This window comes from Pseudonocardia nigra, from assembly GCF_019396355.1.
GTDB classification, from domain to species: domain Bacteria; phylum Actinomycetota; class Actinomycetes; order Mycobacteriales; family Pseudonocardiaceae; genus Pseudonocardia; species Pseudonocardia nigra.
On record NZ_JAHKRK010000066.1, the window covers coordinates 1 to 26,211 of the forward strand.

The window sequence follows — 26,211 nt, forward strand, 5'->3', positions numbered from 1 at the left end:
GGTGATCGCAAACTTTAAGACCTGGCGCATCATGCACACCGACTACCGGCGGCCGCTGGCGACGTTCGACACGACGATCTCGGCGGTTATCGGACTGCACTTCTACTTGGCGGCTGAATAGGCCTCAGGGATTCGCGGGGAGTTCCGGCGATCACGAAATCGGCGATCGCGTTGCCGAAAGCCTGCCCCCGACGGCCGCCGCCCACATACCTCATCGTGGGTATTCGGCCGGTTCCCCACATACCTCATCCGGGGTACGACGAACGGCTCCGGAATCGCCATGCTGAGCGGCTGCGTGCCCGGCCCGAGGAGGAAGCATGTCGCTCGACCCGCCCACCGTGCGGCTGCCTGCCGTGTCACCCGCACCGCAGGCCCCACCGCGCCCGCACGCGGTGCGCCGCCTCGGCCGTTGGGTGGCCGGGCTCCTGCTCGTCGCGGTCGTCGCGGTCGCGGTCGCCGTCGCCGTGGTCCCGGCGCTGTCGGGCGCCGCAGCGTTGACCGTGCTCTCGGGAAGCATGGAGCCCGCGCTGCCGGTGGGGTCCACGGTCGTCGTGCGCCCCCGGCCCGCCGCGGAGATCGCCGTGGGCGACGTCATCACCTTCACCGACCGCGACGCGGATTCCGGTGCGACCAGGATCGTGACCCACCGTGTCATCGGAATTGAGCCCGGACCGGCCTTCCGCACCCAGGGCGATGCGAACGACGCACCCGATTCCGGCCTCGTCCAGGCCGCCGACGTCCGCGGCGTGCAGTCGTACGTCGTACCGTGGGTCGGCCTGATCCGCGACCGTCTCGTGAGTCCCGCCGGCGGTTTCTTCGCCGTCGGCCTGCTGCTGCTCGTGGGCGCCGCGAACCTGCTGCTCCCCCGGACCGCGGGCTCACCGCCCCCGCCGCGGCGCCAGGTGAGCGGTAGCTCGCATGCGTCGAACGGCGCGGTGATCAGCAGGCGGCGGCGGTGACCGTTCGGCGCCGACCTGTGCCGGAGGGTAACGGCTCCCGGAAGGCGCGCGACGACCCCGGCGGAGCTCCCCAGCACCCGGCCGCGCCCCTGAGCAGACGCGGCCGTCCCCGGAAGTCCGAGGGGTAAGCAAGTTTGCGCAACACGTTCCGTGGTCGTCGGCGGCCGCGCCTCCCCGTCGCCGTCGACCTCCTCCTGCAGGCCGCCCTGGTCGCGGCCGCCTGGTCGATCGTCGTGCGGCTCGACGGCGGGCACATCATGGTCGCGCGCGCGATCGGCGTCCTGACGTTCACGGCGGGCGTCGCCGCGTCGATCCTGCTCGCCGTCGCGGCCTGGATGAGCGGGAACCGGCGCGCACGCCGGATCGCGGCCGCCGTCGCCCTCTACACCGGGGCGGCGCTCCTCCTGCGCGCCGTCGCCTTGGAGGCCGCCCCTGCATTGGTGGGGCCGACGAGCGCCGTCACGGCCCTCGGCGCGGTCGGGATGCTCCTGCTCGCGCTGCGCAGACCGGCGGGGCGCGCCGACCGGATCGCCGCCGTCGCGGTGACGGGAACCGTGGCGCTCGGTCTCGGCGCCGTGGTGCTGTCGGCGGCCCTGTCACGCGGGCGGCTGCCGGCGGTGTTCGCGGCGTTGGAGGCTGCCGCGTGGTCGGCCACGGCCGTCGTCGGCGTGCTGCTATTCGGCGTTGGTGCGCGGGAGAACCGCGGACTGCCGCGGCGGGTCGGCCTCGCGTTCGGCACGCTCGCGATGGCACACGCCCCGGCCGTCGCCACCGGTGCAGGCCCGCTCGCGCGCGCACTCGACCTCGCGGCGGCCGGGATGCTCCTCGTCGCCGCCGTGCTGTTCTTCGCCGCCGCGTGGCGCGGCGTGTGGCGCCAGCAGGAAGCCACTCGGTCCCGGCTCGCCGCGGCCGAGGCCGCGATGGCGTCGGCCGCCGAGCGGGACCACGAGATGCGCAACCTGGTGGCCGGGTTGTCCGGGGCCGCGAGCGTGCTCGCCGGGGCCGACGCCGCGGCCTCACCGGACGGCAGGCTGCTGCTGGTGGCGGCCGGGGCGGAGATCGAGCGGCTGCGCCGCATGCTGGACGGGGCGACCGCGCCGACGGGTGAGGTCGCCGTCGGTCCGCTGCTGCGCGAGTTGGGCGCCGTGCACCGCGCGACCGGTGCCGAGGTGCACGTGAACGTGGCCGGCGACCCGCACGTCACCATGGACCGGGGCGAGCTCGCGCAGGTGGTGACGAACCTGCTCACGAACTGCGCTCGGCACGCACCCGGGGCGAGCGTGCGACTGCGCGCGCGGGAGCGGGCCGGTCAGGTGCGCATCGAGGTCACCGACGACGGCCCGGGCCTCCCGCCGGGCGCCGAGGAAACACTGCTGCATCGCGGAGCACGGGGGCCGGACTCCGACGGGTCGGGCCTCGGCCTGGCCATCAGTGCGGATCTGGTCGGGCGCCACGGCGGCACGTTCACCCTCGCGTCCCGCGGTCTCGGCTGCGTGGCCGCGATCGATCTGCCATCGGCCCGCCGCGCGGTGGAGTGCGCCAGCGCATGATCGCGCAGCGGCCGATCGTACTGATCGTGGACGACCACGTGCTGGTCTCGAACGCACTCGCGATGGCGTTGCGTTCCCGCGGCCTCACCGCGGCCGCAGTGGCCCCCGACCAGCTGCGGGAGCGCCTCGCGGAACCCGCGCCGCCCGGCAGCCTCGTCCTGCTCGACCTCGATCTCGGCACCGAGACGGACGGCGCCGACCTGGTGCCGCGGCTGCGGCGGGCCGGTTGGAGGGTCCTGCTGGTCACGGGCGCGACCGACGAGACGCGCGTCGCCGTGGCCATCGCGGGCGGGGCGGTGGGCCGGGTGCGCAAGACGGCACCGTTCGACGAGCTCGTCGACACCGCGGTGCGCGCCGCCGAGGGCCGGTCCCTGCTCACGGAGGCCGAACGACGGCGGCTGCACGCCGTCGCGGCCGCCGCCGAGCAGGACGTCCGGCAGCGGGAGGACCGCTGGCAGCGGCTCACGCCGCGCGAACGCCAGATCGTCGACCGCATCGCCGCCGGGCGACGGCCCGCCGCGATCGCCGAGGAGTTCGTGGTCTCGGTGGCGACGGTGCGCACGCAGATCAAGTCGATCCTCGGCAAACTCGGGGTCGGCTCGCAGCTGGAGATCGCGGCTTTTGCGCGCCGACGGGCCGGTGGAACGCGGTGACGGCTGGGTCGACACCCGAATGTGCGAAGTGCACAGCCCCGGGGTGAACGAGCAGCGCGTGCCGAGGCCCGTTGTTGCCGACCGTCCGCGCTGACGCTAGTTTCCCCGACCGCCGCTCCTTGATCGGAGATGGCGTCGTCCGGGCCGAGAGGGTTCATCGCCGGTGAGTGTGCTGATCGTGAGGCCCGGGGATCTGACTCCGGCGCAGGTCTCGGCCTGGGAGCGGATGCAGGACGGCGCTCCGGAGTACGGAAACCCCTTCCTGTCGCCGGGGTTCGCCCTCGCGGTCGGCCGGGTCCACCAGCAAGCGCGGGTCGCCGTTCTCATCGACGACGGCGTGGAGGCGGGCTTTCTCGCCTTCGAGCGCAACAACCTGGGTGCGGGGTCGCCCATCGCTGCGGGCATTGCCGACCAGCAGTGCCTGGTGGCGCGCCCCGGCGTCGAGTGGCGGCCGCAGGCCTTGCTCGCCGCGGCCGGGCTGCACTCGCTGAAGTTCGAGAACTACCCGGCCCAACGGCTACCGGACGGGTCGGCCCACGTCGTCGAGTACGGATCACCGGTGATCGACCTGCGGAACGGGTTCCGGGGCTACCTGGCCGAGCGGCGGGCCGTGTCCAAGAGCCTCGTGCCGACGATGGAGCGCAAGCGGCGAAAGCTGGAGCGCGAGGTCGGCGATCTGCGGTTCGACTTCGAGTCGACGAACGTGAACGCGCTCCACACCGTGATGCGGTGGAAGTCGGCCCAGTACTCCGCGATGTCGGAGTGGGACCGGTTCGCCGACCCACGTACCGTCGCGCTCCTCGAGGATCTGCTGGCCGTTCGCACGCCGGGTTGCACCGGAACGCTCTCGGTGCTCTACGCGGGTGACGAGGTGGCCGCGGCCCACTTCGGTCTGCGTTCCCGAACGGTCATCTGCAGCTGGTTCCCGACCTACAACCCGCGGCTGGCGAAGTACTCCCCCGGCCTGCTCCTGCACTTCCTCATGGCGGAGTCGGCCGCCGAACTGGGTGTGACGACCTTCGACCTCGGTCGGGGCGAGCACGGGTACAAGGACGCGCTCAAGAGCTTCGATCTGCGGCTCGCTCGGAGCAGGCTCTTCCGGCGGTCGGTTCCCGGGCTGGCCCATCGGCTCGCCACCGCGCCCCGCCACCACGTGCGCCCGCTGGTCAAGCGCCACCCCGACCTCGAGGCTGTGCTGGTGCGCGGCGCACGCCGCGTCCGCGAGATCGCCGGCGCGGGGCGGGAGGCGAGGTCAGGCGTATTGCCGCGGTGACGCGAGCACACCGGGCACGGCCGCAATGGCGCCGACGACGGCCGGACTGTGATCGCGGAACACGCCGGCGCGGCGAACGTCGTACCGCTCGCTGCGCCGGGCGCGGTTCACGCCCCCGCAGAAGCTGAAGGCACGCCGGATCCCGAGATCGGCCAAGGCGTCCTTGGTGTGGCGGTCGAATGCGGCCCGGGACCCGACGGGGTAGGCGAACGTGTCGACCGGGCCGGCCAGCTCGTCCCGCAGCCGCCGTACCGACTCACCGATCTCCCGGTGCTGCTGTTGCGGGTTCAGGTTCGCCAGGACCGGATGCGTCACGGAGTGTCCGCCGATCTCCATCCCGGCCCGCTCGAGCGAGCGCACCGCCTCCCACGTGAGCCACTGTTCCGTCGCCCGCTCCGCGTCGGGCCGGGCCCGGCCGACGCATCGGGCCAACCAGTCCAGGAAGTCCTCACCCCGCTCGCCCGCCCGTTGCTTGTAGGCAGCGGTGAGGGCTCGTCGCACCTCGGCGGGGCCCCGGCCGTGTACCGGCAACCCGTGCGGAAGCCACTCCGACGCCGGGAGGTCCCGTGCGATCGGCTGCGCGGTGAGCCAAGCGATTTCGTCCCACCACGCGTGGTGGGGCTCGTCGATGAAACCGGTACAGATGAAGAAGGATCCCGGGACGCCGTGTGCGCTCAGGATCTCCGCGGCCACCGTCATGTCCCGGTAGCCGTCGTCGACGGTGATGGCGATCCGGCGGGCGGGTGTCTCCGCGTCCAGATCGGCCGTGCCGGCGGGCACGATCTCGAACCGGTCGGCCAGCAGGCGAACCTGTGCCTCGAAGTCCTCCGGGGTGGCGCTGAAGAGATCCGGGTCGTCGAGTTCGCCCGGCACACCGATCCGGTGGTAGTTGAGGATGAGCAGGCCACGCCAGCTCATCCGGGCGAGCCGGTCCAAACCGCTGCGCGTGAGCAGCCGCGCGAGCCGCTCGGTTCGGGACACCTGGTGCGTCACGAGGCGGCGCCCGTGAACGCGGCCAACTCGGCGAGCACATCCGCGACGGAGACGTCCCAGCGGTCGCGCTGCCCCTCCCACCGCGCGAGCACCTCGGCGGTTCCGATCGCCAATTCGGTCGGCAGGCCCTCGGCTGCCAGGCTGTCGCCCACCTCCCGCAACTCCGGCCCCCAGCGCCACGCCCGTGCCGCGACGGACGGGAGGTAGTCGAGCTCGGCGAGCGGTAGCCCGGCCATCGCGCGCGCCTCGGCGAGCAACGGCCCGGTCACGCCGTGCCGGGCGGCGAGCGCGTGGGCGACCGCCGCCAGCGTCCTGGTCGCCTTCTGGTAGCTCGCGAAGGCCATCTTCAATGCGCTCGCTGCGCCGACGTCGCCGTCCAGAGCGGTGGCCGCCACCGCCGTGCCGGCGAAGAGCGCCGCGACCGTCCCGACCGGTTCGGGCGCACCCGCGAGATACAGACGTGCGCCGCTCGACGCCGACGGCGGCGGGCCGATCACCGAGCCGTCCACCACGACGGTGCCGCGGGCTTCCAGCTCGTCGGCGAGCACCGTGACCCGGGCGGGGTTCACCGCGTTGGCTTCGACGAACACTCCCCGGAAGCCGACGGCGGCGACCTGACGCGCGACGTCGTCTGCGGCGGCGGGCGGGCAGAGCGACAGCACCACCGCGGACTCCGCGAGCAGTTCCGCAAGGGTCGGCACCGGTACCAGGCCCGCCTCCAGCGCACGGTCATGGGTCGCCGGGCTGCGCCCGGCCGGCAGCCACAGCACCCGGTTGCCCGTCAGCACCGCCTGCGCGGCGATGGCGGCTCCCATCTGACCGGGATGCAGGACACCGATCGTCGGTCCCACGATCAACCTCCCCTGACCTGTGCGGCGGCCCGGCGCACCCGGTGGAGCCCGCGCACGACCGCGGGCTTCGGGTCCCGCAGGTCCATGTACGGGAAGGTCTGCGGGTGGGCGAGGCTCCGCAGCCACTCGCCCGCGCTCAGCTCGCCCGCACCGCGCAGCATCCGGAAGGCGCGCAGGTCGTTCGTCGGGTACAGGAGGCGCAGCCCGGTGCGGTACTGGCTCGGCAGCGGGTAGGACCTGCCGATCACCTGATGGTACACGTGCCGGGCGAGATCGATCCCGGCCGCGGCGAGCAGGCAGTTCGCCGCCGTGAACCGGGCGTTGCACTCGATCAGCTTGAGTACACCGTCCCGCCGGTCCCGCTTGAACTCCGCGTTGGCCACACCCCGCAGCCCGACGTGCTTGAACAGCCGGAGGGCGACATCGCGGACCTCCGGGTTCCAGTCGGTGACGTGGTAGGTCGCGATGCCCATGTTCGGGGGGTGGCGACGAACGATCCGCTTGGTGAAGTCGAACGTGCTCGCCCCGGTGTCATCGATGTAGGTGTAGTAGCTGCAGAGCAGGTCGTCCGGCCCCTCGATCTTCTCCACGAGCATCACCGCGAGGCCTGCTTCGGTGAGCTCGCCGTGCTCGGCCATGAGTCGGTCGATGTCCTCCGCGACGCGGAACTTGCTCAGCCCGGGGAACGCGGCCTGGTAGGTGTGCGAATGCAGTGGCTTGACGATGAGCGGGAACACCAGCTCGTCCCGGTACCGATCGAGGTCCTCGGGGCCGTCGATCCGCCAGAACCGCGGCGTCGGCACCCCCGCCTCGACCGCACTCCGGTAGGTCGCCAGCTTGTCGAGCATGTCCAGCTGCACCGAGGTGTCGCTGACGTCGAGGAGGAAGCGGTCGAGCAGCCGGGCCCGGTTGCGGGCGAGCACGCTGATGCCGGCGTCACTCGCGGCGAGGACGACCGCCCCCTGCAAGTGGTCGGTCGCCCGGCCGAGCAACAGTTCCGGCCAGGCCGACTCCTGGTCGGCCGTGCGCAGGCCGGGCGGCAGCGGGATCGGCCGGAGGTGGCGCGACTGCTCGACGAACGGTGCGACCCCGATGCCGTACACCCGCACGCCCATCGTGCCGAGGCGGCGCGCGATGGACAGCGCGTTCGACTCCCCGCCGAGGACGATGACGGGAGGAAGGTCCGCGCGCATCACGCCGTCTCCACTCGTGGCTGTGCGGCAAGCTGCCGCAGGATGTCGGTGGCCACGTCCGTGCCGCCGTCGTGGCCGTGGTAGTGCATCGCCAGCCCCGGAGTGGTGTTGACCTCCAGCAGGCACCCGCCGGACTCAGCGAGGGAAACGCCGGGGTTGGTAGTGATCACGTCGACACCGGCCAGCCGCGCACCCACCGCCGCTGCCGCCGCGCGGGCCTGGTCGACAAGGTCGGCACACAACAGCCCGAGAGCCGGCCGGTTCGAGTCCGGTGCGTTGTCGTTGATGGTCGTCTTGAGCCGGACGGCCCGACCGGCGGCGGGAACGGCGCCGACCGTCAGTCCTTGGTCCGCGAGCGTGCGCTCGAGGTCGAGGTCACGGTTCACCACCACCTGTGCGTGCCCCCCGCCGGACCGGAGTCGCGCGGCGTTGAGCGCGTCGAGCAGCTCGCCGACGCTCCGCCGCCCGTCGCCCACGGCGACGGGCGCGTCCCGGCGGATCGCGTCGATCAGCACGCCGTCCAGGAACAACAACCGGTAGTTCGCGCCGGGGATCTGGTGCTCGATCAACAGCGGCATGCGGTCGAGCCCATGGGCCATCCGCACCGCCCGCCGCACCGGATCGCCGTCGAGGGCGGACGCGCGGGCGGCCGCGGCAGCAGCGGCGACCGCCGCCCGCCGCAGGTCCCGTGGCGTGCGTACCCCGGTGGTCACCCCGCGACCCGCCGCCGTGTCCCGAGCAGGCTTGACGACGCACGCGTCCGGTGCCGCGGCGAGGAAGGCGGCCGCCTCGTCGAGGCGGGCAGGAGATACCACGCGGTGCGGCGGTACCGGCAGCCCCGCAGCCGCGAGCAACTCGCTGACATGTGCCTTGTCGCCTGCCCGGCGTAGGACTTCGGGGCCGTCCAGCCGGACGTGCGTGCCGCGGACCCGGAGGGTGAGCGCCGGCAGGGCGAGCTCGATCGCGCCGCCGCCGAGATCGGTGACGGCAACACCGACACGTCCGGCCGCCGCCGTCCAGATCGAGCGGTAGTACGCCGCGTGGTTCGCTCGCGCCCGCCGCGCCGCGGACCTCCGGGCGCGGACGATCCCGGACACGATCTCGGCGGCGACGGCCGGCCGCATCGGTGCGGAAATCACGGTCAGCGAACCGCCCCGACGGCGGTCGAGGTAGCCGACGGAACGCGGAGCTCGTCGGCCGGATCGACCTCGCAGCCGTGCAGATGCGTGTCCACCCACGAGTTGTCGAACTCGCCCCGCTGGACGGCCGCGAGGTAGACCGCGAGGCCCTCGGCGTGCGCACGCAGCCGCTGGAGCAGGTCCACGGCGATCTGCTGGGGGACGATGACGACGCCCGCACCGTCGGCGACGACGACATCGCCGGGGTTGACGACCACGCCTCCGCACGCGACCGGGTAGTTGATCTCACCGGGGCCGCGATGGAGCGGGCCGATCGGCGTGGTGCCGCGGGCGTAGACGGGGAAGTCGAGGGCCTGGATGCTCGGCAGGTCACGGACCAGGCCGTCGACGACGAACCCGCCGATACCACGGTGGCGGGCCTTCGTCGAGATGATGTCGCCGAGCACGGCGTTCGACAGCGTCCCGCTCGCCGCGACCACCACGACGTCGCCGGGAGCGGCCACGTCCAGCGACTTGTGCACCATCAGGTTGTCCCCCGGGTAGACCCGCACCGTGCAGGCCACACCGGACAGGGGACGGTCCGGGCCCGACATCCGCACGATCCCCGAGTCGAGCGCGTACAGCCGGTTGAGCAGGTCGGAGATCTCCGGGGTGGCGAACTCCGCGAACCCGAGGACGACCTCCGGGGGGAGCCGCGGCACCGAAGTGCGGACCCGGAAGCCAGGACCGGGATGGATGTCGGCCGACCGCGGACGACGGGAGCCGACGGACTGGTCCGCCTCGTTGAAAGCGCGCATGTGGACCTCCCAGAGGTACCGATCTGTGCTGGTCGCGCGAGCGGGCAGGAGCGCTCACCCGGAGGTGACTCGGCGGGCAACCCGGGTCCGTTAACAGGCAGCGACATTCGCGGTGCGGCCTCCGGACTGGGCTACTCTGCTCGCCGTGCGAGCCCTCGTGACCGGCGGTGCCGGTTTCATCGGGTCCTCCGTCGTCGACGCGCTGACCTCCTCTGGGGCACCGGTGCTCGCGGTGGACGACCTCTCCCACGGCCGAGCCGACAATCTCCGCGACGCGCTCGGCTCCGGTGCCGAGCTCGCCGAGATCGACATCCGGGACGCGACGAGCCTGCGGCGCGCGTTCTCGGCGTTCCGGCCCGACACGGTGTTCCACCTGGCGGCGCAGATCGACGTGCGCAAGTCCATGGTCGAGCCCGCGCTCGACGCGGGCATCAACGTGCTGGGCACGCTCAACGTCCTCGCGGCGGCGCTCGAGGTGGGCGTCCGCCGCGTCGTCAACACGTCCACCGGGGGTGCGATCTACGGCGAGACCGATGTCGTGCCCACGCCGGAGACAGTTCCGGCGAACCCGCTCTCGGCCTACGGGCTCGGCAAGCGGACCGCCGAGGAGTACGGGTCGTGGTTCCGGCGCAGCCACGGCCTGGAGGTCCTGACGCTGCGCTACGGGAACGTCTACGGTCCCCGCCAGGACCCGCGGGGCGACGCGGGCGTCATCGCGATCTTCTGTGACCGGGTGCTGTCCGGGCAGCGGCCTGTCGTGTTCGGGGACGGGAAGCAGACCCGCGACTACGTGTTCGTCGGCGACATCGTGGCGGCCAACCTGGCCGCCGCGGAAGCGGACGCGCCGGCGCACGAGGTGTACAACGTCGGCACCGGCACCGAGGTCGACGTGCTGACCCTGGCCGGGGCGATCGCTGACGCGGCCGGGGTCGGCCGGGAGTCCTTCGCACCGGAGCTCCGTCCGGCGCGCCCCGGCGAGGTCCTGCGCAGCTGCCTCGACGTGCGCCGTGCTCGCGAGGATCTCGGGCTCGGCGAGCCAACCCCGCTCGCCGACGGCCTGCGGCGCACGCTCGGCTGGGTCCGCACGCTCCCGCCTGCGGAGCGCACCGCATGAGCGGCCGCCGAAAGATCGCCTTCGTCGAGTTCACCCCCTCCGGCGGCCTCTTCCAGTTCACCGCTCAGCTCGGTGAGGAGCTCGCCCGGCGGGGTCACGAGGTGCACCTGTTCACCGGCCCACGGCCCGAGCTGGCCTCCCGGCAACCCGGGTTCACGGTGCACCCGATCCTCCCGACCTGGCACCCCTTGGACGCCGAGCCGCGCGGTCGCCTGGTCCGCCGGGTGCGCCGCGTCGTTCGCGGCGGCCAACTGGTGGTGGCGTGGCTCGTCGTCCTCGTGGTCCTGCGCCGCGCCCGCGCGGACGTCGCCCTGTGGTCGAGCTGGCCGAAGAGCATCGACTCCCTCGGGGTCCTGGCCGTGGGCAAACTGGTCCCCCGGACGATGCTGGGCATCGTCGCGCACGAACCGAGGCTGATGCGCCGTGAGGACTCCACGGCGTACAAGCGCGGCCCGATGCTCGACCGGGTGCTCCCGGCGGCGTGGCGACGCGTTGGGGTGGCGTTCGTCCTCGCCGAGGATGCGCGCCGGCGCCTGCTCGACAACTTCGAGCCGCGCGGGCCGGTGATCGCGATCCCGCACGGCGACGAGTCGGCGCTGCGGATGGGAGTGGAGGTCACGCCCGTTGCCCGGACCGCGCCCGTGGCCCTGTTCTTCGGCACGTGGACCGCGTACAAGGGCATCGACGTGCTCCTCGACGCGTGGCCGGAGGTCCGCCGGCGTGTGCCGGACGCCACGCTCGTCCTCGCCGGCGGAGTGAGCGGAATCGATCACGAGGCACTGGTCGTTCGGGCCGAAGAGGTCGGTGGCGTCGAGGCGCACCCCGGCTATGTCGCTCGCGAGGACGTTCCCGGCTTCTTCTCGCGGGCCCGTGTCGTCGTCACCCCGTACATTCGGGCGAGCCAGAGCGGCGTGGCGCACCTGGCTTACACCTTCGACCGGCCGGTCGTCGCGAGCGCGGTCGGGGACATCCCGGACGTCGTCGCCGACGGCCGAACGGGTCTGCTGGTCCCGCCCGGCGACCGGGCAGCACTGGCGGAGGCGCTGGCGGCGCTGCTCGCCGACCCGGTGCGGGCGCAGGAGATGGGGGCGGCGGGCGCGCGATGGCTCGCCACCGAGGCGTCGTGGGCGACCGTGGCCGAGCGGGTCGAGGCGGGGATCGAGAAGGCCGTGCACGAGGGCGCAGCCGAGGGCCGCGGCTGAGTCGCCGTATCACCTCACCGTCCGCGCGTCTTGCGCAGCCACAGGCTCGAGTTGCTCAGCGTCATCCGGGCAGCCGGCCGGCGGAGCGCGAGCGGGATGCTGCGCTCCAGCGGGTCGCGATGCTTGTACTCGAGGTACGAGCCGAAGTACAGGATCTCGAACGCCGCGTTGTACTGGAGAAAAGCGCGCACGACGTACGCCTCGTTCCAGGCGCGGCCCTGCTCCAACCAGCGGGACGGGTATTCGAACGGCCAGGGGATGTCGTGGAGGTGCACGAGAACCCCGTCGCGGAGCAGCGGGAGGACCCGGAAGAGGAGGTGCAGGACATCGCTGCCGGCCTTGGCGAGGTGCGACGAGTCGATGAACAGCACATCCCCGTCCTCGAGCGCGGCGAAGACCTCGAGGTCCACCTCCTGGACCGGCTGCGCAAGCACGGTGCAGCTCTGTGTGTCGGACTGGCGCAGCAAGCCGAGCAGCCGCTGCGGCGAGGGATCGATGAACGTGAGGCCGATCCGCCCGCCGAAGAACCGGTCGTTGATCTCCAGCATCGCGGCGGACGAGAAGCCCGAGCCGACCTCGACGATCCGTCGGGGCTCGTAGGCCCGCATCATAGAGTAGAGAGCCACGCAGTCGCCGTAGCTGAACCACTCGTTGTCCAGGTGGTACCGGCAGCCGTCGCGAGGCTGCTCGGGAAACGGGATCTCGGCGTGCGTCTCGGCGAACCGTTCCACGTGCGCGAGTTGCACGTCGTCGTTCAGATCCACGCCAGGGACGTCCCGCACCGACCTGTCCCCGGTGCGCCACGCCGTGCTGCGCAGCAGGTCGATGTCGGGGATCGGCGAATAGAAGTGGCCCGGCGGTGCGAACCTCAGGAACTGCTTGTTCGGCGATCGCACGAGGGTGTACCAGACCCTGGCCTCGCGAACGGCTCGCCGAACCATTCGCGGGCTGCGGTCGGCGATCGTGGTCTTGATCGACATCACGGTTCTCCTGCCCGGAGGGACGTCTCCGATCCTGGTCCAGGGCTCGATTCAGCCCTGCGCGGTGTTACCTGCCGAGTGCGGATGCTCCGGGCGCACCGGCGCGCGGCGCCCGGCCGCGCCGGCGGATGTGGCCGACGAGCAGCGCGAGGAGCATCAGTTCGACGGCGACCGCACCGACGGTGATGCCGATCGTCCGCGGCGAGTAGTAGGGCTCGATGGTCACCTCGGGCCGGGTCAGCGGGACGAGCCGGTACTGGAGATCGCCCCGGTATCTCGCGATGGCTGCCGGGGCATCGGCGATCGCCGGTGCGAGCGTCGCCTCCGCCTCCTCCAGCGTGGCGCCGAACGACGTGAGGGTCAGGACCCCCTTCTCCGGCTCGGCGTCGACGCGCACCTCGGCGGCCGCAGGCGAGCTGTCGATCATCGCGGCGTAGGCCGGTAGCACGGGCACGCGATTGCGCACGTCGATCCCGTAGGCGATGTAGGTGCCCTGTGCAGGCAACAGGGTGAACAGCGCCTCGACCCGGTACCGCGGTTCGTTGAGAATCGCGAACATCGCTGCAGCGAGCAGGCCGGCCGCTGCCACGGCCATGACGGCGACCGTGCCGCCGGCGAGCAGGCCCTTGGTGGCCCGGCGGATCGCCTCGGCTTCCGCGGCCGTGTGCCGGGCCGCGGAATCCTTCGTCCGATGCGCGACCAGCCCGACGAGGGCCAACACGATCAACACCGGCCGGAAGTACTCGACGTGCAGGAAGAGGCTCGCCGTCGACCAGCCGACGACGACCGCGAGCAGTCCTGCCGCCAGGGTCCGGGTGGGGGCTCCGAGGCGGCCGTCGTCGGGTGCGCCTGCCAGTCGGAGCACGGAGCGGCAGGCCAGCACGGCGATCCCGGCAACCAAGATCATCCAGCCGACCAGTCCGACGACGCCGGATTCCGACGCGACCTCGAGGTAGGTGTTGTGTTGCGCGCGGGTCGGACCGATCAACAGGTCCCCCGACTGGCTCGAGTACTCGTAGATGATCGAGGCGAACGATCCCGGCCCGGTCCCGAACAGCGGCTTGTCGGCGAAGACGATCGCGGCGATCTCCTGCGCAGCACTGCGTTGCACCAGCGAGGGGTCGATGGCGTAGGCGGGGACGTCCTCGAACGCCTCGCTCAGGTTGATCAGCCGATTGCCGACGCCCGGGATCAGCATCACCAGCAGGGCCAGTGGGCTCGCCAGGAGGCCCGCCCTGCGCACCCGTGGACCGCTCGCCACGACCCAGACCACGATCGCGACGAGGGCGGAGAGCAACGACCCCCGTGACTGGGTCAGGTAGAGACCACCGAGCAACACAGCGATCATGACGGACCAGCCGACGACGGGCAGCCATCGCCCGGCGGCGGCGGAGCGGTGCGTCAGGGCGAACGCCAGCGGCAGCGCAAGGATCAGGTTGCGGCCCCAGAAGTTGGCATCGGTGACGGGACCGGCGTGCCGCGGGGTGGTGATCTGCTCGCCGAGTGCCTCGGTGACCGTCGCGAACCCCCCGAACGTCGACGGGAGCGCACCGAGAGCCACCTGGTTGACGATCGTGAGGGCCGCGATGACCCCGAGGGTGACGACGATGGTGGCCGCGATCCACCAGGGTCGGTTCACCAGCTGTGCCAGGACCAGCACGATCACGAGGAGCAGGCAGTCCTTGAGCAGGTACTCCAGCCACATGTCAGTGGAGTTGGGGGCCAGCGTGTAGCGGATCGACGGAACGAGCGTGACCAGGTAACACGCCATGAGCAGGACAGGAGCCCACGGCGGCCGGCGCAGCCGCGCCCGCATCTCCGGCAAGCGCAGGGCGACGAGGATCGACAGCATGCCGAGGCCGAGCATGCCCGCGAACATGCCCGGCACGGCCACGACCTCGCCGGCGTTGGAGAACTCCAGGACGACGATGACGACGAGCGCGATCGCCGGCCGCACCAACGCCGAGACGACGAGCAGGCCGCCGAGCACGGTGCCGAGAACGATCAGCGCCATCTCGGCACCGAACAGCGCCGCGACGGCCAGCGCCAACGCACCGAGCCCGAGCATGAGGCCGCCGGAGTCGGCGAACCGCAGTCGCGGCGGCCGGTGACCGGAATCGGCGCGCTGCCGGGGCGGGCTGTCCGCCGCCGGCCGCGTCGCGGCACCGATCGTCATGGGCGGCGGTCGGGCGCGCTAGGATGGTCGCGCCCCGGGGACGGAGGACCGACGGGCCGTCCGTTATGCCCGGATGAAGTGCCGTTGGCCGCAGCCGCTGATGCACGGCCGTTCACGGCAGGCATCTTGTCGGTGACACCGACAGTCCGTCCCGCCGGAAGCGGATCCTCGGCCTTCGACGTCGCGGCGCGGGCGCTGCGCTCCCTGGACTCGAGCGGATCCGGGGTCGGCGTCGCGACACGCCGGGCGAGCTGCCGCCGCGCGCGGCGGCGCAGCACCATCAGGGCGAGACCGCCGCCGATGAGCAACCCGGTCGCACCGGCCACGGCGATCAACTGGTTGCTCGCGACGCCGAGTTCCTCCGCGCTGCCGGCCGCCGACTGAACGACTTCGAGCGCGAACGGGCCGGACACCTCCTCCACGACCGGACGGGCCTCCCGCACGGCCGTGTCGAGGCCGATCTCGGCCGCCGCCGCGGATCCGGCCTCCATCGATACGTCGATCAGAGTGGTGTCCGCGACCGCGCCCGCCGCCAACCGGATCGACTCCGTGGCCACACCTGCCGCCTGCGCTGCCGGCCCGAGCCAGCGCCGCTGACCGAGCACCTCGGCAGCGATGCGGGCGGCCTGTCCGCGGCTGAGGGCCTCCCAGTAGTTGGAGAGGTCCTCCGGCGGCGTGTTCCGAGCCGGCAGAAGGGCGACCTGTGTCTCGGCGCGAAATCGTGGCTCCTGGCTGGACAACACCAGATAGGCGGCACTGGCGCCGGCAAGCGCGCACACGATGCCGACCACGACCACGACGAGCAAGGCTCGCCCACTCAGCTTGTTCTCCTCCACCCCGACTCCCACCGTCGTCATCGGCTCTTCGCCTTCCTCAGGCCGCGATGACCGCGAACCGATTCCCGGTACAGCTTCTCCAGCTCCTGCGCCCACCGCCGGACGTCGAAGCGCTCCTCGGCGAGCTTGCGCGCGGCACGGCCGTACTCGCCGCGCCGAACCGGGTCGGCGAGCAGCGTGATGACCGCGTCCGCGAGTGCCTGCACGTCACCGGGGGGGACGAGCAGCCCGGTCTCCCCGTGCTCGACCGTCTCCGGCGTGCCCCCGACGGTCGTGGCCACCGCAGCGAGACCGCTGCCGGCGGCCTCGATCATGGCGGTGGGCAGCGCCTCGGTGAATGACGGCAACAGCGCGAGGGTCGATCCGCGGAGGATCTCCGGTACGTCCTCCCGTGAGCCGGCGAAGACGACGCCTTCTCCCGCCGCGGCACGCAGCGCGGCCGCGTGAGGACCGTCGCCGACGATGAGCAACACGGCGTCGGGAAACGCGGCGCGCACCCACGGCCACGCCCGCAGCGCCACCTCGTGGCCCTTGAGCGGGCGCAGCGCGGCGACGATCGTGACCACCGGGGCGCCATCGGCGATCGGGAGATCGGCCGGCAGCGGTGGACGGTCCGCTTCGTCGTGCGGCAGCAGCCGGGACAGGTCGATCCCGTTGTGCAGCACCCGCCAGGTCGGCCGCGCCGGCCCGACGAGCTCCGCCGCAGCGCGCCGTGCCGCGTCCGAGACGTAGATCAGCGCTGCACCGCGCTCGGCGGAACGGGTCCAGAGCCACTCCTTCAGCAGCTCGCGGCGCGGCCGGTCCCGGAGCCTGCGGGTCGGCACGTGGTGCAGGGTGCTGACGCACGGGACGCCGAGCTGACGCGCCGCGATCGGCACCAGGAACGCCGACGTCCCGAGGTGGGCGTGCACCACGTCGCACCCGGACGCCGCGATCGCCCTCCGCACCAACGGCAGCGCATGGCGGTCCAGCACCATCTTCCGGGCCCCGATGAAGCTCGGACGCAACCCGGCTCCGGCCAGCAGCGGCAGGCTCGCGGTCCGCTCCTCGCTGTAGGGCGCCATGCTGGCGGCGGTCAGCTCGAGGCCGACCTCGCCCGCCACGCCGTTCAGCGTGGCGAGAAGGCGCTCGGCGCCCCCGTAACTGAAGGAGTCGATCACCTGCAGGACCTTCATCCGGCCGTCGCCCTTCCCATCGCGGCCCTGGCGGGTGTGGAGCCGGACCATCAGTCAGTTCTCGTCAACACACGTACCAGCGCGGACCACCGGCGCACGGGCAGCGGGCTCCCGCCGAGCAGCTCTCGCGGGTTCATCGCACGAGGTGTCCTCCAGGATTCGCGCGGGGCTCGTCACCCGTTACGCCACCGCACAGCGGCGTCCCGACCTCCCCAGGTCAGCGCGCTGGTTTCGCCCACCGCACGACGCGGTCGCCCCGCAGACAACGGATCATCCCTCCGAACGCGACCAGATGGAGGTACACGGCCATGGCCGGGATGCGCGCGGCCAGCGGGACCGTGCGTCCGTTCTCCTGGGCGACGAGCGCCGCGCCCGCCACGGCGTGACCACCGAGGAACAGCCGCGCGAGCCGACTGTGGCGTGCCCGCGACACGGCGAGCACGATCAGGCCGAGGTGGCTCAGCGGGCCGAGGGTGGAGCGCCACAGCTTGTGCCCCCACAACTGGGCGGTCACCGGCCCGCGTGGCAACAGCAGGCGCCGTTTCCGCCACATCACCCACAGGCCGCCGCTCACGACGCGCGTACGGCGCTCCCAGGATCTGCCGAGGGAACCGATGGAAGACTCCTCCACCACGGCCCGAGGCTCGTACGCCACCGCGTGGCCGCGTTCCATGAGGTCCAGCGCCATCCAGAAGTCGTCGTTGGAGATGTCGGCCGGGATCGGCGCCCACGCGGAGCGCTTCACCGCGCACAGCCCGCCGTCCAGGCCCAATGTCGTGCCGAGCCGGTCCTCGTTCCGCTTGAGCCACGCCTCGAACCGCCAGTACGCGAGCTCGCCACCTTCGCCTTCCCGCTTCTCACCGGCGACCGCGCCGACGCCCTCCGGCACCAGGGCCGCCACCAAGTGCTCGATGGCGCCGGGGACGAGGGCGCTGTTGGCGTCGCTCATCACGACGAGGTCGTGCGTGGCGGCGGCGACCCCGGCGTTGAGCGCCTGGGACTTCCCCCCGCGCTCCGGCAGGAGCAGGACGCGGGCTCCGGCCGCCTCGGCCTTGCCCGCCGTCTCCGGGTCGCCATCGGCGACGACGAGGATCTCGAGGTCGCCACGGTAGCCGTTCGCCAGGACGTTGGCGACCTTGGCGCCGATGACACCGGCCTCGAGATAGGCCGGGACGAGAACGGTGACGGGTGGCGGGTCGACGACCGGTTCCACGTGGCGGCACGGCCGGCGCCGGGCGGCGAGGTGCAGCACCGCCGGGTACAGGACGTGCCCGACCACGGTGGAGGCCACCAGGCCACCCACGACGACCGCGAGCTGGCGCGACGAGGACCTGGCCCTGCGGTGGCGCGCCGGAAGGCGATGAACGGACGGCGGTTTCAGGTTCACGTCAGGTGCTCCGCTCGATCGTCGTGGTCGAGGACCCGCTGTCCGGCGCACCGGGATGGGCCCTCTCATCGGGCAACCTCGGCGCCCAGTTCGACCCGGTCCCAAGCATCGCCGTCGCCGAAACTGAGATGCCATCCGTGGTCCGTGGCGAGGAACGGTTCGAGGTCCGCCTCCCCGGCGCGGTATGTGACCGGGGAGCTGTCCCGCCTGCGGACGCGGAAGCCCGCCGTGCGCAGCAGCCGCGCGAGGGCCGGGTCGCCCGCCCGCGCCGCCATCACCTCCGCGCCGGTACCTGCTGCGTACCTCATGCCGGCGGCGAGGAGAGCTCGCCGGGCTCCCGGCACCACGCCGTCGTCGAACAGTTCCAGCAGCCCGGCCGTCGGGCGTGCGCTCACGTCCGATGAGGTTGCGGTCCCGACCACGACGAGGCCGCGGACCTCGTCGTCGCGCACCACGGCCGCGGCCCACGGCGACCCGTACGGGCATCGCCGGTAGCGCCACTGCAGGTAGGCGGCATCGCGAACGACCTGGACCGCATGTCGTGCCGCCACCCTGTCCCACAACCGGTCGAACTCGGGGCCGAACTCGGAAATACCTCGGATCTCCGTGCCACGTCGCGGCCGGGCGCCGACCGCCCGTCCGGCCGCGACGACCCGGTCGGCCACGGCGCCGATCCCCCGGGCGTGCACGGCGGGCATGCGTCCGGCCAAGAACGCTCCGATGCGCAGCGGGAAGACAAAGGTGTCCCGGGCGGCGTCGACGGAAGCGCCGCCGAGCGCGCGAAGGACCGTGCCGGCGGACGCGTTGGAGGATGTCGAGAACGACAGCGCAGCGCGGCCGACCGCGGCCACCTTCAGCCGCAGGCCGTGGCCCCGGGCAGCCGGGTCGACCGCGTAGTCGCACGTGCACATCGCCAGGACGGTTCGCCGTCCCACGCGCACGCGTATCGGTACGACGCCCTGCGCACCCATGATTCGGCCATCGCGTTCGAGCACCACGAAGCCCGGTTCGCCGGACCCACTCGGGGCGCTGTCGCGCCATCGCCAGACGGCCTCGCGAAGAGCCCGGGGCTGAGCGCCGAGCACCCTGTCCAGCAGTTCGGCGATGGGCTGCCCGTCACCGGGCCCGCTCGGCCGGGCAACCGGTCGCATCGACGCGTCATCCACGATCTGGCCCGACCAGCGTCCGCCTCTTCACCTTGCCCGTGTCGGTTCTCGGGATCGTGGGGACGAACTCCACCCGGCGCGGGATCTTGTACGACTCCAGCCGCCCGCGGCAGTGCCTGCGGATCTCGAGACCGAGCCTGTCCTCTGCCGGACGACGAGGCACGACGAACGCCACCACGCACTGCCCCGTGAGCGGATCCGGTGCTCCGGCCACAGCACAATCGGTCACGTCGGGATGGGCCCGCAGCACGGCCTCGACCTCGGCGGGCGCCACCTTCAGGCCGTCGACGTTGATCTGCTCGCTGAGCCGCCCGATCCAGGTGAGGAACCCGTCGGCGTCGACGATCCCGAGGTCGCCCGTGCGGAACCAGCCGTCGGCGACGTGCTCGGTCGAATCCGCGCGTCCCCAGTAGGACGAGGCGACGTTCCCGCCGCGCACGAGGATCTCGCCCGGCTCGCCCACGAGTGCCCGCTCCGGGGTGCCGACCCGCACCTCCGTCCCGGGCGCCGCCCGCCCGACCGTGCGGATCTTGTCGGGATGGGCGTTGTAGTGGATGACCGCCGACCGGCTGGCCTCGGTCAACCCGTAGTACATGTAGCAACGGACGTGCGGAACCAGGTCCAACAGCCGGCGGACGTCCTCCTCGGGCATGGGCGCCGAGTTCACGACGATGTAGCGCAGGGTGACTGCGGCGGCCCGGAACTCGTCGGGGTGGTCGTCCATGATTCGGCGGAAACCCGCCGGGGTGCCGGGAAAGCTCGTCACCCGGTGCTCCGCCATCCGCTGCAACACCCGGGGGATGTCCTGGAGGCCGGGCTCGATGACGACGGTTCCCCCGAGGCTCCAATGGACGTGCACGTGGCCGAGACCGAACAGGTGCGAGAGCGGCAGCGTCGTCAACTCCACCTCGTCCGCCCTGACGGCGGCCCACGTCTCGATCGACGCGGCGGTGTGGCGGAGGTTCTCGTGGGTGAGTCGCACGCCCTTCGGCGTGCCCGTCGTCCCGCTCGTGTACATGACCAGCGCGTCGCCGGGACCGTCGATCGTGTGGCCCTCCAGCCACGCCGGCGGACCGTCCTGCCCCGCCTGCGGCACCTCGAGCCGACCGGGCAGCAGACCGGCGGCGGGATGCCCGGCCCAGGCGAGCCATGCCGACGCCCGGACGTCTCGGTGGACGAATTGCAGGTGTGCCGGGCTCGCCCGGTGGTCGACCACCGCCACGACGCACCCGTGCAGGAGCGCGCCGAGGTAGTCGCACAACATGTCCGTGCCGCTCGGCATGCTGAGCACGACGCGGTCGTTCGCACGCACTCCGGCCGCGCCCAGCGCCGCGGCGACCCCGCGTGCCCGTGCGCGGACCTCGGCGTAGGTCATGACCTGGCCGTCACCACCGACGAGGAACGGCGCATCCGGACTCCGCCGGCAGGTCCGAAGAAAGGATTCGGCGATGCTGGTGCTGGTCACGGTTCCTGTCTCCCCTCTGCGGCCGACCGGGCGGGTGACTCCATGCCGAACACGCCGCGCCGGCGCAGGATCGACTTGATGTCGCCGATCGACTGGACGGACACCATCTCCTCGATGTCCATCCGGTAGCCGAACGTGTGCGAGACCGCCTCGACGATGCGGACCGTCCCGAGGCTGTCCCACGTCTCGACGTCGTCGGGCCCGGTCGCATCCCGGTACTCGTCGTCGTCGAGCAGGAGGATGTCCACCACGATGGCCTTCAGCCGCTGGTCACCGGACATGTTGCACCTCCGCTCCCCTCGGCGCGACCTCACTACGGAGCGCCGACTCGTACACCGCCCGCAAGCGCCGTACCCACCCGGTGGCTTCGAACCGCTCCACGAACCGTTCCCGGCCCGCCTTGCCCAGCAGCGCCCGCAGCGAGGCGTCCTGGACGAGTTCGACGACGGCCGCGGCGATCGCCTCGGGATCGGTCGGCGCCAGGAGCCCGGCCACGCGGTGGCCGACGATGTCGGGGATGCCCCCCACGTCCGTCGCGATCACCGGTGTACCCACCGACAGGGCGTGGATCAGGGTGGTGGGCAGCGCATCCGCCCGGCTGGTGTGCAGGACGAGGTCGGCCGCGGCGAGCAGGGCGGGGACGTCGTCCCGGTAGCCCAGGAACCGCACCCGGTCCCGCAGCCGTGGGTCGCAGGCCACCCGCTCCTCCAGCCCGGGACGGAGCGGGCCGTCCCCGGCGAGTGCCACGGCGATCGGCAGTTCGGTCGGGAGCGACGCGACGGCGTCGAGCAGCAGGTCGTGCCCCTTCTCCGGGCGCATCAAGGACGCCGACGCGATCAGCAGCCCGTCGGCGGGCACGCCCCACTCGGTACGCACGCGGGCCGACTCGGCGGGCTCCACCGCAGGCGGATCGGCGACGCCGTTGGGCAGGACGACGACGCCTCTATCGGTTCCGGCCAATGCCGTGTACCAGTCCAGCTGGGACCGGGAGAGCGCAATCGTGCGGGCGGCGAACCTGCGGCGCCCGACGAGACCCGCGGTCCGCTTGAACCGCTGCATGCGGGTTCGGGGGGCGTCCTCGATGACATGGAGGGTCGAGACGACCGGCACTCCGAGTCGCAGGCCGGCGGCGGCACCGATCAGGTCGGCGTGCTTGAGGTGAGTGTGGATGACGTCGACCTCGTACTGCCGGAGGGCCCTGACCGCGCGCGGGACCGCCCGCGGGTCCCAGCGCGGCAGACCGAGTTCGAGGACGGGGACGCCGGCCCCTCGCAGCCTGCGGGCATTGACGTTGTCCGTGCTCGGCGACAGGCCGACGACGAGCACATCGAGTCCCGCGTGCGGGGCCGCGACGGCCAGATCGGTGAGCACGTCCTCGGCTCCGCCGGGCCCGAGGCAGTGGATCAGGTGGGCGACCCGCAGGACGCGGCGTCCTGCTTCTGAACCCACTGCAGCACTGTCGGTGCTCGTCACGGTTACACCTTCTTCGTTGCGGTCAGGGAGCGTTCAGCCCGGCGGGCCTTCGGGCGGCGCGCCTGATGCGCACCTGCTGGACGACGCCGGCCACCAGCCTCGGCGCGAGCAGCCGCAGTGCTGCGACGTACACGACCGCACCGAGCGGCACGAGGAGCGCCAGCCGGACGGCCGCGCCGTCGAGGGGGAGCATCTGGGCGGCTCCCCACACAGTGCTCGCCATGACCACCGCTGCCGTTACGGGCCCGCGGAGGACGACCAGGTGCCGGCGAACGGTCACGCCGAGCACCATCCGCACCAGCGTCAGCCGGACAAAGGTGATCAAGGCTTCGACAATGAGGAGCGCGGTGGCAACCGCGAGAGCCGAGTACCCGGCGGCGAACCAGACGGCGGGCGCCAGGAGGAGGAACTTGACCAGGCCGAGTGCGGTCAGGAGGCCCGGCCTGCCGATGGCCTTGTAGGCATCCCCGGCGTGGAAGTTGATCGAGTACATGACGGCGAACGCCGCGAGAGCCGCGAGCTCGTCGGCGGCGGGGGCGAACGCATCTCCGTACAGCAATCCGACGATCTCGCCGGCGAGTGCCGCGACACCGAGCCCGACGGGCGCGGTGAGTGCGATCACGCCCCGAAGGGTCTCGAGGTACTTCGCCGCCACTGCAGGACGGTCGTGCTGCATCCGGGACAAGGCGCTGAACAGGACATCCCCCACGACCACGCAGATGTTCAACACCAGTAGTTCGGGCAGCCGGTACGCGAGCGTGTAGTAGCCGAGTTCGACATCACCCAGCCGGCGTCCGATCGCGGCGTAGTCGGCATTGGCCACTGCGAAGGACAGGAAGCTGACCACAGTGACGGGAAGGCCGAACCGGACGAGACCGAGCGCGACGGCACGGTCGAAGCCGAACCGCACCGGTGGCCGGACGACCCACCAGTACCCGCAGGTGGTCACGACGCTGGCGGCGAGCTGGGCCCAGACGAGGCTCCAGACGCCGAGCCCGCCCACGGCCAGGACGATCGCGGTCCCCGCCTTGGCGACCGTGCCCGCCACCTCGGGAATCAGGCGGCTGCGGTAGTCGAGTCTCCGTCGCAGCGCCGCCAACGGGAGCACACCGAGCGCGGAGATGACGAGTCCGATGGCGAGCACCCGGACCAGCGGGGTGAGCTCGGGCTCGCCGAACGCGGCTGCGGCGACCGGCGCCGCCAGCGCTGCGGCAGCCCCGATCAGCAGCCCGCTGAGGCACGTCAGAGTCAGCCCGGTGGGCAGGATGCGTGCCCACTCCTCGTCCCGCTGGACGAGCGCTGCCGCGACGCCCAGGTCGCGCACGTAGTCGAACAGGGTCATGACCAGGAACGCGAGGGCGAACAACCCGAAGTCCGCCGGGCCGAGCAGCCTGGCCAGCACCATCGTCATGATCAGCGTGCTCGACTTGCTCAGCGCGAAGACGAGGTAGTTCCACAGCGCTTGCCGACCTACGCCGCGTCGCCCGCCCGGCCCGGCGGTGGAACGATCCGTCACGAGCCCGCCGGCCCGGCCGTCGGGCTGTTCAGCGCGACGGCGGCGCCCCGTCCGAGGCCCCGGTCACGGGGCGAAATCTCCACGTGCGTTCCTCGCTCCGCCCCTCCCGAGCGTTTCCTCCGCGGGAGGGCCCGAACTACCTTGAGCGCATGTCGCTTCGCCCATCGGCCGTACCGGGACTGGCTCTGGGGGCCGTGGTCGTGGTGCTCGCCGGCTGTGGAACGTCGACCCCGGTCGACCTGCCGGACGCTCCCGAGCAGCCCCTCTCGGCGGTCGGGAGGGACTTCTTTCCCGACAGCGCCGTCTGGACCACACCCGTGTCCCCGGAAGCAGCGATCGACCCGCGCTCGGCGGAGTACGTGGCGCGTCTGGCGCAGCTCGAGCCGGTCGTCTCGGTTCGGGAATCGACCGTCTCGGTGTTCGTCGCGACCGCGGACAGTCCGCGGTTCACGGTGACACCGACCGCGCCGAACGCCTCGCCGGAGTCGGTGCTCGAGCACGTGCCGATCCCCACCCACGCCGTGCCCGATCCGGCCCAGTCCGGCCACCTCGCGGTCTTCGACCGGACGTCCCGCTGCGTCTACGAGCTGTACGGTCTGCGTCAGGACGCGACGGGGTGGCTCGCGGACTGGGCGAACACCACCCCCGCCGATGGTGAGGGCGTCTACCCGGACGGCCTGAGCACCCGGGCGAGCGGCCTGGCCTCGACGGCCGGCCTGATCTGGCCGGATGAGCTCCTGTCCGGGACGATCCCGCACGCGCTGGTCTTCTCGTACCCGTTCACCCGACGGGGCGGGCCGGTTCCGCCCGCCACCCGCACCAACGGGACGGACGCCGACCCGAGTGCCCTGCCGATCGGCGCGAAGCTCGTGCTCGACCCGGCTCTCGACCTCGGCACGCTCGGCCTCGGGCCCGCGGAGCTCGCCATCGCGACCGCGCTCCAGCGGTACGGGATGATCCTGGGTGACACCAGCGAGGGTTTCCAGCTCTTCGCCGTCCACGCCCGCAGCTTTCCCGCCGATCCCTACATGTCGACGTGGGGCGATGTCGTGTGGGCGGACATCAGCGCCATTCCGTTCGATCGCATGCAGGTGATCGCGACCGGAGATCAGCAGCCGCAGTACCAGGGCCCCCCGATCGAGAACAGGTGCACCGGGGCCGAAACCGGCGCAGCCGTTCCTCCTACGGGGCAGCCTGCCGGGGGTTGAGCAACACGCAGAACTTGACAGGGATCTGCTTCCCGTGGGGTACCGTCCCGCGGCATGGTCGCCGCTCGTCGTCTCGGTCCCCGCGCCGTAATCGCGTCGGCCATGCTGAGCGTGATCGCCTGCGCGGCCCCCGAGCCGGTCGAACCACCGACAGAACCTGTGTCGGCCTCGGGGACGCAGTTCTTCCGCGGCCCGAAGAGCCCCTGGACGGCGCCGGTACCTCGTGATGCGGACATCGACCCGCGATCGGACGCCTACGTCGCGATGTTCGAGGATCTCGAGCCCGTGGTCTCCGTACGACGATTCACGGTTCCGGTGTTCCTGGCGGACGAGACCACGCCGCGCTTCACCGTTCGGCCCACGGCGGAGTACGCCGTCCCCGGGTACGCCATGGAGCAGGTGCCCATCCCCCATCGGGCCCAGCCCGACCCCGAGGACGACGGTCACATGGCGGTGCTCGACCAGACGTCGGGCTGCGTCTACGAGTTCTACCGGGCGCAGCGGACCGAGAACGGGTGGACCGCCGAGTGGGTCAACGCGACTCCCGCGGACGGGGACGGGATCTACCCCGACGGTCTGAGCACTCGCGCGGCGGGCTTCTCCAACCCGATCGGACTGATCTGGCCGGACGAACTGCGCGCGGGCCACATCCCGTACGCGCTGGTCTTCGCCTATCCGTTCACCCGGGCGGACGTCACGGTCGGCCTTGCGACGCGGACCGACGGCCGGAGCACCGACCCGGCGGCGCTGCCCATCGGCGCGCACCTGCGCCTCGACCCTTCGGTCGACATCGATGCGCTGGGTTTGTCGCCGTCGGAGCGCACGATCGCCCGAGCGCTGCAGGAGTACGGGATGATCCTCGCCGACAGCAGCGGAGGATTCACCCTGTACGCCGCGCATCCGGCGAGCTTCGCCGCAGATCCGTATCCATCGCTGTTCGGCGACGTCGCGTATGCCGGAATCGGTGCGATCCCCTTCGACCGCATGCAGGTGCTGTCGCTCGGTGAGCCCGAGGAGCGCTACACCGGCCCGCCGATCCCGAACCGCTGCAACGCCGCCAGCGTGGACTGAGCCGCACGCGCGTGCACTTACCGCCATGCCCGCG

23 protein-coding genes are annotated in these 26,211 nt (G+C 72.1%); 8 read left to right on the forward strand and 15 right to left on the reverse strand.

Features of this window, described 5'->3' with window-relative positions; translation table 11 throughout:
- Positions 1 to 317 precede the first annotated feature (317 nt).
- From KME75_RS18075 to KME75_RS45980, 4 genes are all read left to right on the forward strand, one after another.
- Positions 318 to 959, forward strand: coding sequence for a signal peptidase I (locus KME75_RS18075; RefSeq protein ID WP_219416015.1), 642 nt, complete (start codon positions 318 to 320; stop codon positions 957 to 959).
- A 134-nt stretch (positions 960 to 1,093) separates the two neighbouring features.
- Complete coding sequence (locus KME75_RS18080; RefSeq protein WP_219416016.1) at positions 1,094 to 2,509, forward strand: sensor histidine kinase; 1,416 nt, start codon at positions 1,094 to 1,096, stop codon at positions 2,507 to 2,509.
- Positions 2,506 to 3,162, forward strand: coding sequence for a response regulator (locus KME75_RS18085; protein WP_219416017.1), 657 nt, complete (start codon positions 2,506 to 2,508; stop codon positions 3,160 to 3,162). The genes KME75_RS18080 and KME75_RS18085 overlap by 4 nt, the downstream gene beginning before the upstream one ends.
- A 178-nt stretch (positions 3,163 to 3,340) precedes the next feature.
- The gene (locus tag KME75_RS45980; protein ID WP_219416018.1) at positions 3,341 to 4,435 is read left to right on the forward strand and encodes a GNAT family N-acetyltransferase; all 1,095 of its coding nucleotides are present in this window, start codon (positions 3,341 to 3,343) and stop codon (positions 4,433 to 4,435) included.
- Here the strand turns inward: KME75_RS45980 and KME75_RS18095 are convergent.
- From KME75_RS18095 to KME75_RS18115, 5 genes are read right to left on the reverse strand one after another with little or no spacing between them, the layout of a single operon-like run.
- Complete coding sequence (locus KME75_RS18095; protein WP_219416019.1) at positions 4,415 to 5,428, reverse strand: polysaccharide deacetylase family protein; 1,014 nt, start codon at positions 5,426 to 5,428, stop codon at positions 4,415 to 4,417. The two genes, KME75_RS45980 and KME75_RS18095, sit on opposite strands and share 21 nt — an antisense overlap.
- The gene (locus KME75_RS18100) at positions 5,425 to 6,279 is read right to left on the reverse strand and encodes an NAD(P)-dependent oxidoreductase (protein ID WP_219416020.1); all 855 of its coding nucleotides are present in this window, start codon (positions 6,277 to 6,279) and stop codon (positions 5,425 to 5,427) included. The genes KME75_RS18095 and KME75_RS18100 overlap by 4 nt, the downstream gene beginning before the upstream one ends.
- Before the next feature lie 2 nt (positions 6,280 to 6,281).
- On the reverse strand, positions 6,282 to 7,475 hold the full coding sequence (locus tag KME75_RS18105; RefSeq protein ID WP_219416021.1) for a carboxylate--amine ligase: 1,194 nt from the start codon (positions 7,473 to 7,475) through the stop codon (positions 6,282 to 6,284).
- Positions 7,472 to 8,596 (reverse strand): hypothetical protein, encoded by a 1,125-nt coding sequence (locus KME75_RS18110; RefSeq protein WP_219416022.1) that lies wholly within the window; start codon positions 8,594 to 8,596, stop codon positions 7,472 to 7,474. Before KME75_RS18110 ends, KME75_RS18105 begins: the two co-directional genes overlap by 4 nt.
- A 17-nt stretch (positions 8,597 to 8,613) precedes the next feature.
- A complete protein-coding gene (locus tag KME75_RS18115; protein WP_219416023.1) occupies positions 8,614 to 9,408 on the reverse strand; it encodes an RraA family protein in 795 nt (264 codons plus the stop codon).
- A gap of 145 nt (positions 9,409 to 9,553) precedes the next feature.
- Between KME75_RS18115 and KME75_RS18120 the strand changes: the two genes are divergently transcribed.
- Together KME75_RS18120 and KME75_RS18125 are read left to right on the forward strand one after the other, a co-directional pair.
- Positions 9,554 to 10,522, forward strand: a complete 969-nt coding sequence (locus tag KME75_RS18120) for an NAD-dependent epimerase/dehydratase family protein (RefSeq protein WP_219416024.1) — start codon at positions 9,554 to 9,556, stop codon at positions 10,520 to 10,522.
- Positions 10,519 to 11,724, forward strand: a complete 1,206-nt coding sequence (locus KME75_RS18125; RefSeq protein WP_219416025.1) for a glycosyltransferase family 4 protein — start codon at positions 10,519 to 10,521, stop codon at positions 11,722 to 11,724. Before KME75_RS18120 ends, KME75_RS18125 begins: the two co-directional genes overlap by 4 nt.
- Positions 11,725 to 11,738: 14 nt before the next feature.
- On the opposite strand, the gene KME75_RS18130 is transcribed toward KME75_RS18125, so the two are convergent.
- From KME75_RS18130 to KME75_RS18175, 10 genes are all read right to left on the reverse strand, one after another.
- Positions 11,739 to 12,704, reverse strand: coding sequence for a class I SAM-dependent methyltransferase (locus tag KME75_RS18130; RefSeq protein ID WP_219416026.1), 966 nt, complete (start codon positions 12,702 to 12,704; stop codon positions 11,739 to 11,741).
- 67 nt (positions 12,705 to 12,771) lie between these two features.
- Positions 12,772 to 14,880 (reverse strand): O-antigen ligase family protein, encoded by a 2,109-nt coding sequence (locus tag KME75_RS18135; protein ID WP_219416027.1) that lies wholly within the window; start codon positions 14,878 to 14,880, stop codon positions 12,772 to 12,774.
- Complete coding sequence (locus KME75_RS18140; RefSeq protein ID WP_219416028.1) at positions 14,877 to 15,716, reverse strand: YveK family protein; 840 nt, start codon at positions 15,714 to 15,716, stop codon at positions 14,877 to 14,879. Before KME75_RS18140 ends, KME75_RS18135 begins: the two co-directional genes overlap by 4 nt.
- A gap of 17 nt (positions 15,717 to 15,733) precedes the next feature.
- The gene (locus KME75_RS18145) at positions 15,734 to 16,942 is read right to left on the reverse strand and encodes a glycosyltransferase family 4 protein (protein WP_219416029.1); all 1,209 of its coding nucleotides are present in this window, start codon (positions 16,940 to 16,942) and stop codon (positions 15,734 to 15,736) included.
- 166 nt (positions 16,943 to 17,108) lie between these two features.
- Positions 17,109 to 18,182, reverse strand: coding sequence for a glycosyltransferase (locus KME75_RS18150; RefSeq protein ID WP_219416030.1), 1,074 nt, complete (start codon positions 18,180 to 18,182; stop codon positions 17,109 to 17,111).
- A gap of 161 nt (positions 18,183 to 18,343) precedes the next feature.
- A complete protein-coding gene (locus KME75_RS18155) occupies positions 18,344 to 19,189 on the reverse strand; it encodes a hypothetical protein (protein ID WP_219416031.1) in 846 nt (281 codons plus the stop codon).
- 247 nt (positions 19,190 to 19,436) lie between these two features.
- Positions 19,437 to 20,909, reverse strand: coding sequence for a class I adenylate-forming enzyme family protein (locus KME75_RS18160; protein ID WP_219416032.1), 1,473 nt, complete (start codon positions 20,907 to 20,909; stop codon positions 19,437 to 19,439).
- Positions 20,906 to 21,190, reverse strand: a complete 285-nt coding sequence (locus KME75_RS18165; protein WP_219416033.1) for an acyl carrier protein — start codon at positions 21,188 to 21,190, stop codon at positions 20,906 to 20,908. The genes KME75_RS18160 and KME75_RS18165 overlap by 4 nt, the downstream gene beginning before the upstream one ends.
- Positions 21,180 to 22,382, reverse strand: coding sequence for a glycosyltransferase (locus KME75_RS18170; protein ID WP_219416034.1), 1,203 nt, complete (start codon positions 22,380 to 22,382; stop codon positions 21,180 to 21,182). Before KME75_RS18170 ends, KME75_RS18165 begins: the two co-directional genes overlap by 11 nt.
- 22 nt (positions 22,383 to 22,404) lie before the next feature.
- Positions 22,405 to 23,898 (reverse strand): lipopolysaccharide biosynthesis protein, encoded by a 1,494-nt coding sequence (locus tag KME75_RS18175; protein WP_219416035.1) that lies wholly within the window; start codon positions 23,896 to 23,898, stop codon positions 22,405 to 22,407.
- A 149-nt stretch (positions 23,899 to 24,047) separates the two neighbouring features.
- Between KME75_RS18175 and KME75_RS18180 the strand changes: the two genes are divergently transcribed.
- Positions 24,048 to 25,106: a hypothetical protein gene (locus KME75_RS18180; RefSeq protein ID WP_219416036.1), complete on the forward strand. Its 1,059-nt coding sequence runs from the start codon at positions 24,048 to 24,050 to the stop codon at positions 25,104 to 25,106.
- A gap of 159 nt (positions 25,107 to 25,265) precedes the next feature.
- Positions 25,266 to 26,177, forward strand: coding sequence for a hypothetical protein (locus tag KME75_RS18185; protein ID WP_219416037.1), 912 nt, complete (start codon positions 25,266 to 25,268; stop codon positions 26,175 to 26,177).
- The last annotated feature ends 34 nt before the right edge of the window (positions 26,178 to 26,211 follow it).